The 6,596-nt window shown below is 47.1% G+C and carries 4 protein-coding genes and 1 pseudogene; 4 read left to right on the top strand and 1 reads right to left on the bottom strand.

What is annotated here, in order from left to right; genetic code table 11:
• Positions 1 to 232 precede the first annotated feature (232 nt).
• From AK963_RS23975 to agaW, 4 genes are all read left to right on the top strand, one after another.
• Positions 233 to 1,465 (top strand): anaerobic sulfatase maturase, encoded by a 1,233-nt coding sequence (locus tag AK963_RS23975; RefSeq protein WP_238593834.1) that lies wholly within the window; start codon positions 233 to 235, stop codon positions 1,463 to 1,465.
• A 239-nt stretch (positions 1,466 to 1,704) separates the two neighbouring features.
• A complete protein-coding gene (locus tag AK963_RS23970) occupies positions 1,705 to 4,866 on the top strand; it encodes a chondroitinase family polysaccharide lyase (RefSeq protein WP_238593833.1) in 3,162 nt (1,053 codons plus the stop codon).
• A gap of 8 nt (positions 4,867 to 4,874) precedes the next feature.
• Positions 4,875 to 5,471, top strand: a complete 597-nt coding sequence (rrtA, locus tag AK963_RS23965; protein WP_083232870.1) for a rhombosortase — start codon at positions 4,875 to 4,877, stop codon at positions 5,469 to 5,471.
• 164 nt (positions 5,472 to 5,635) lie between these two features.
• The gene (agaW, locus tag AK963_RS23960) at positions 5,636 to 6,397 is read left to right on the top strand and encodes a PTS N-acetylgalactosamine transporter subunit IIC (RefSeq protein ID WP_066017917.1); all 762 of its coding nucleotides are present in this window, start codon (positions 5,636 to 5,638) and stop codon (positions 6,395 to 6,397) included.
• Positions 6,398 to 6,406: 9 nt separating this feature from the next.
• On the opposite strand, the pseudogene AK963_RS35835 reads toward agaW, so the two are convergent.
• Positions 6,407 to 6,596 (bottom strand): annotated as a pseudogene (locus tag AK963_RS35835) (IS630 family transposase); the annotation flags it as partial.

Below are 6,596 nucleotides of genomic sequence, written 5' to 3'. Positions count from 1 at the left end.
TGCATCGTGAAAGTTTTCAGGAAAATCGGGAGTTTTAGGCATGACATTAACGGGATGAACAACAGGCTATTTAAAGTATAAAGGCAATCGCAGAATTCGTGACATATTTTGAAAATGAAATTGGTATTACTCAATACGGATAAGGCTCAAAGCCAATATGATCAGCGCTCAAAATAATGAGCTTGGTCATGTGGGCTTATTTTAGGGATTGCAGCAGTTAGCAGAGGTTATTTTGACAGACTCCGTCTTCCATATCATGGCTAAGCCAAGCAGCTTCCAGTGCAATATGTCCTGTAACTATTGTTTTTATCTGGAAAAGGAAACGATCTATGGCAAGCAGATGCCCATGCGTATGGATGATGCAACGCTTCGTCAATACATCAAACAGCAGGTAAAGGCTCAGGCCAACCTCCCTGAGATCGGTTTTGTCTGGCAGGGTGGTGAGCCAACCATCTGTGGTCTGGATTTTTTCAAGACCATCGTGAAGTACCAGAAGCGTTACAGTAATGGCAAACCGGTTAATAACAGCATCCAGACCAATGGCCTGCTGATTGATGACAAGTGGGCGCGGTTTCTTGCTGAGAATCGCTTCCTGGTGGGAATCTCCATTGACGGGCCTGAGCATCTGCATGATCGTTACCGGGTTTCCAAAGGGCGAACTCCAACCTTTAAAAAGGTCATGGCCGCCATTGAGCGGATGAAAAAGTATAAGGTTGATTTCAATACCCTGACGGTTATCAATGATCATAATTGTGATCATGGCCTTGAGGTCTATCGCTTTCTCAAGTCCATTGGTTCAGATTTCCACCAGTACATTCCCATTGTTGAATTAATGGAGTCTGATGCCCGTATTGATGATCAGGCTGCTCAGCTGATTTTCCCGGTAAAGCGGGAAAACAATAAAATGACCAGCTTTTCTGTCCCCGGCTCTTCTGAAGAGAAGGGGTATGGAAAGTTCATGACTGAGGTGTTTGATGAGTGGGTTAAAAACGACGTAGGCGATATCTATGTGCGTCTTTTTGAAACCGTACTCGCACAGACGCTGGGATACCCGCCTTCCATCTGCATTTTCCAGAAAACCTGCGGTAATGCGCTGGTGCTTGAACAGAATGGCGACCTTTATCCCTGTGACCATTTTGTTTATGAAGATCTTAAGCTTGGGAACATCAATGACGAATATGTGATTGATATGGCGAAGTCAGATAAACAAAAAGCCTTTGGTGACAGTAAGGAAACCACATTGACGGACATATGTCGTAGTTGTGAGTTTCTCAACCTGTGTAATGGCGGTTGCCCGAAGCATCGGGTTGTTGAGGTTGGTGAGAAGTATCAGCAGAACCATCTGTGTGGTTCCTATAAAAAGATCTTCAGCCATATGAAACCGTATATGGAATACATGGCTAACGAACTCCGCCATCAGCGTGCACCACAAACGGTAAAAAGCTTTACGCCTTCTGCTCAATAATTGTTCTTTTATACAGGCATTCACGTTCATTGAATGCCTTTCCTACCAAGCTCAAGCACTCCAAAAACGAAAGTCTTTATTCTCGACGAGTACCAGGCCTTTCGCTTTTTTTGAAATTTTTTCTTTCAAAACATTGTCTTTGACGGCAATCAATAAACAAAAATAAACAAAACGTACTATGGATATGAAAGACTGGCTCCAACTGTGAGCAGCTAATCGATTAATATCAGGAGTTTCCATTGCTTACCTCGAAACAGTCCTCGCAGGCATCAGGATGTCGTGTAACGGGGTTAGGGAGAAGCCTTCTCTTTATCTCACAGTGTTTATTGGCTGGAGCCGTCTCGGCTGAAACTCATGCTCCTGAGCTGTTCTCCTTTGAAGGCTACAGTGTTCCTGGTTATGTGCAGCACTCAGAATCTTCTTCAGTCAGCACAAACGTTATGCAGTTCATTCATGGGCAGCAGTCGCTTAGCTGGTCCTGGACTGATGCTGGTGCAACTGTCACGATAACGCCTGATAATTCCATCGCCGTCATCAGTGATAGCGATGCCAGAGCGGTACTTGGCCGGCCAGCGACCCATGTGCTGTCATTCTGGATTTATAACGAGCAGGCTATTGATAAAAACAAGCCTCTGACAGTGATGGTCAATGGGAAAGTGGGCGCCAAGGTTGATGTGTCGCTGGATTTCACTGGCTGGCGAACGTTTGGGGTTTCGATCATTAATGACCTGAAGTTCAATGGCAACATTAACTCCCTGGTTTTTCAGGCTCCTGAGACCTCATCGGGTTCCATTCTGGTTGATCGGGTCATGTTTTCCATTGATGACAGTCGTTATCAGTGGTCGGACTATCATATTCAGATTGACCGCCATCCATTTACAGAAATTGATTTCAATATCACTGAGCCTCCACCCCAGGCAACACCCTCAGAACTTGCAGGGGTTAATGATATTTATCAGAGAACTCTGGAATATCTAGTCGATTCAAACGTTCCTACTTTCCGGGAGATGCAGAGCAAGTATGCGGAGCTGCATCTGGACGACAATTTAACCAGACCGCTGCGTCACATCATTACCGATAAACAGCAGGTGATCTATCAGCCGGACTCCCTGGTGGGTAATGATAAACTCCAGTTTGATGAGTATGTGGTTCTGGGTGATAAAGACGACCGCGAGGGTACAGACAGCAAAGTGGCAGGTTATGCCAAACTGATGCTGAATATTGGTACGGCTTATCATCAGGATGCATTCCAGGCTCATCAGGATGAGCTGGCCGAAATGTATATCAAGCTGACAGAACATCTTTTAGATCAGGGATTTTTTCAGGGCAGTGCATTGGTAACCACTCACCATTGGGGATACAGCGGTCGCTGGTGGTATCTGTCAGCATTGTTGATGGCTGACCAGCTTGAACAAGGCATACGGAATAAAGTTTATGATGCACTGGTCTGGTATTCCCGGGAATTCAAAGAGAGCTTTGATATGGTTGCGGGTCCAGAGAGCAGCAACATGGACTATTTTAACACTCTCTCTATTCAGCACCTGACACTCCTGCTTCTGGAGCCTGATGAACATCGAAGAGTGGCGCTGATACGCAAGTTTTCCGACTTTATTGGAGAGTCACTTGCCCAGACGCCTCCGGGCTTTTCTGATGGTTTCCGTCCTGATGGAACGGCCTGGCGTCATAAAGGCAATTACCCCGGCTACTCGTTTTCTGCCATGGATAATGTGGCAAAGGTTGTCTATTTCCTTGACGACTCACCGTTTTCAGTCAGTGATGCTGGAAAAGCAAATCTGAAAAAAGCCATGATGGCGGGCTGGTTGTACACCAACCCGATTGTTGGGCTGGGTAATTCCGGAAGGCACCCTTTTACAGGTCTTGGAATCAAAGCCTATGACGACGGTATAAAGTATCTGGCTCTCAGCGGGAACCCTGAAAGCGGAGATTCCATTGATGAGGAGCTGGCATCCATCTATTTGGAGGTGACTGGTAAAACAGCGCAGGATGGCCAGTCTATATTCGGACGCAGCATCGACCCAGCGACCCTGCCTGAAGGGCACTGGTCGTTTAATGGCGGCGCATTTGGTATTCACCGCTATGGAGACACCATGGTGACGTTGAAGGCCTATAACAGCAACGTCTGGTCATCGGAGATCTATGCGGCGGATAACCGGTATGGTCGTTATCAGAGCCATGGTGGCGTGCAGATCATGCCTTATGGCAATCCTGAATCCTTCGGGTATAAGGAAGATGGTTGGAACTGGAACCGTAACCCCGGCGCTACCACGATCCATCTGGACTGGGATGTACTTGAAAGCCCGAACAGTGGAACCCTGATGGTGTTCTCTGAAGAAGCATTCAGCGGCAGTGCCTCACTGGACAATGAGTTTGGTCTGTTTGCTTTCAAGCACAAGGCACCAGACCGTCCAAACTTTGATCCAACCTTTGTGGCTCGCAAAAGTGTCCTGGCCATTGGCAATCGCCTGATTATGCTCGGTAGCGATATTTCCAATACTGGTTCTGGTACAAATCGAACGGAAACCACGCTGTTCCAGCATGCGATTACCGATGATTCTATGGATACCTGGATCAATGGCGAAAAGATTTCCACATCCGATCACACAACTCAGCTGGGTGAACATGACTGGCTGATCGATGGTATGGGAAATGGTTATCTGATCGCCGGTAACTCCATTGTCGAGATGAGACGACAGCAACAGTCATCCCGACATAATAAGACGAAAGAAGCTACTTTTGGTCACTTCGCCAGTGCCTGGATTGATCATGGTGTGCGACCAGATAAAGCCGGGTATGCATATCAGGTGATTCTTGATACGACGCCACAGGAAATGGAAACCCTGTCTTTAAACCAGCAGCAGGGAAACCCTGGTTACCAAGTCCTTCGCAAGGATAACCAGTTCCATATTGTTCACGACCAGGACTCTGGTGTGACGGGGTATGTTGCTTTTGAAGGTGGTGAAACCAGTCACTCCCTGATTACCCATATTGATAAACCGGCACTGGCCATGGTCAGAACATTATCCACAGGACGGCTATCCCTGACAGCGGTATCACCTGGTTTAACGTTAAATCATGAAGATGATCGTCAAAGTCATCAGCCAGTGGATGTCACGGTCACAGTGGATGGGTTATGGGAACTGGTTGAAGATTCACAACAGGGAATTCAGCTGAACAAACTGTCTGACAGTACAGAGGTCACGTTTACCAGTGATTTTGGGCAGAGCAAGTCCATAGAGCTGAAGCCGGAAGGTGAAGAGTCGGTAACACCAACACCTCCACCCAGTGAAGGTGGTGGTGAGGGTGGCGGTGCTATTGAATGGATGACCCTGCTGGCTCTGTTGTTTGCCCTTGCCATGCGTAAAAAACCTGGCATTCAGTGAATTAATCAATGAATAAGAGTTGCCAGATTACTGGCAACTCATTCAAGATACTTCCCATGTCATCCTTCTTTCTTGAGTGGTTTGCCCTTGACCGTGATGCAGGCATCAGCAACCTGATCTGGCGCTGGCTTACCGCCCATATCGCCCATTTCAGTGCCGTTCATTTCCTGTTAAATCTGGCAGGCATACTGGTGATTACCGCCATCAACCGTGCATTTCTTTTTTCTCGGCAAGGGGCTCTCAGTTTTATCTTTCTGGGCTTGTGGGTCAGTGCGGGTATCTGGTTATTCAACCCGGAAATCGTGACTTATGCCGGCTTGTCCGGTGTTTTGCATGGTTTGTTTATTCTTGCCGTTATCATGACTGATCAATACCGCAGAGCGTTTAAGGTTTTATTACTGGCTCTCTGGGGGGGGAAAGTGCTTCTTGAGCTGTCAGGGGGCATGGACTTATCTGGCCGATCAGAACTGCTGGGAGTCGCTGTTGCCATTGATGCGCATCTATATGGCCTGATTGGAGGATTGGTACTGATGGTGTTGAGAGGTTTGCTCAAGCCGGGGTGCCATCATCCTGAAATATCACATTCGGGCAAGGCTGTTGATTAATGTTTGTACTTTTTGATTAATGTCAATATACGAAATTTTTTAATGGCTATATATTACGTATATTGACGTTTTGTCAGTCTTGAGTTTCATCTTCTTTCCTTTTCTTTGTTTTTTCGTGCCGATCGTCCATTGGCAGGGGGATTCCTGTGCTATTCGAAGCGCTTATGATTGCAATACTTGCGGGTGTCGCAGGTGTTGATCTGTTTAACGGGTTGACCCACATTCATCGACCCATTATCACCGGCCCTATCGTAGGCCTTATTCTGGGTGATCTGGAAATGGGGTTGATTACCGGTGCGTCTCTGGAACTGGTCTGGATGGGTATGGCTCCGCTGGCAGGAGCTCAGCCACCCAACGTAGTTATTGGTGGAATTATCGGGGTGGCGTTTGCCATTCTGACTCAGGCCGAGCCTCAGGCTGCGATTGGTGTTGCAGTACCATTTGCCGTGGCGGTCCAGGGGTTGATTACATTGCTCTTTACAGCCATGTCCCCAATGATGCATCGGTGTGATGAATTAGCGGCAAAAGCAAACTGGAAAGGGATTGATAAGGTTAATTATCTGGCTATGGGCGTGCTTTTCAGCTTCTACTTTATTCTGGCTTTTCTGCCGATTTACTTTGGCGCCGAGCAGGCGAAAGTGGTCGTAGAAGTCGCTCCAGAATGGGTAATGAATGGTCTGGGTGTTGCTGGTGGATTAATGCCTGCTATTGGTTTTGCCATGCTGATGAAAATCATGTTCAAGCAAAATTATATCCCCTATTTCATCGTCGGCTTTCTGGCAGCGGCCTATCTCGAACTGCCGGTGATTGCCATTGCCCTGGTGGGTATTGCCATTGCCATGGCGGATTATTTCAAAAGTCAGCAAACCGTAGCTCAGGCACCTGTTCAGGCTGGAGATGTTAACGATGGCATTTATACCAATTGAATTTTCTAACTACTGTATAACTGCCCAATCACGGGAGCACAGACTGAACAGTCGACCAGCTTCGCTGCAAAGGTTATTCCAAGCTTCACAGCAACAATCTACAATATTTTCATAACCTGAAAATGCTTTGTTTGATAAGTCATGCTCCCGCATCCACTCCCATAGCCTTTCTGAGCTGTTTAACTCCGGTGCGAATGGT

Origin of the sequence: Endozoicomonas atrinae, from assembly GCF_001647025.1 — a bacterium.
GTDB lineage: Bacteria > Pseudomonadota > Gammaproteobacteria > Pseudomonadales > Endozoicomonadaceae > Endozoicomonas > Endozoicomonas atrinae.
Note: the sequence above shows the minus strand (reverse complement) of the source record. Positions and strands in the feature narration are given on the sequence as shown.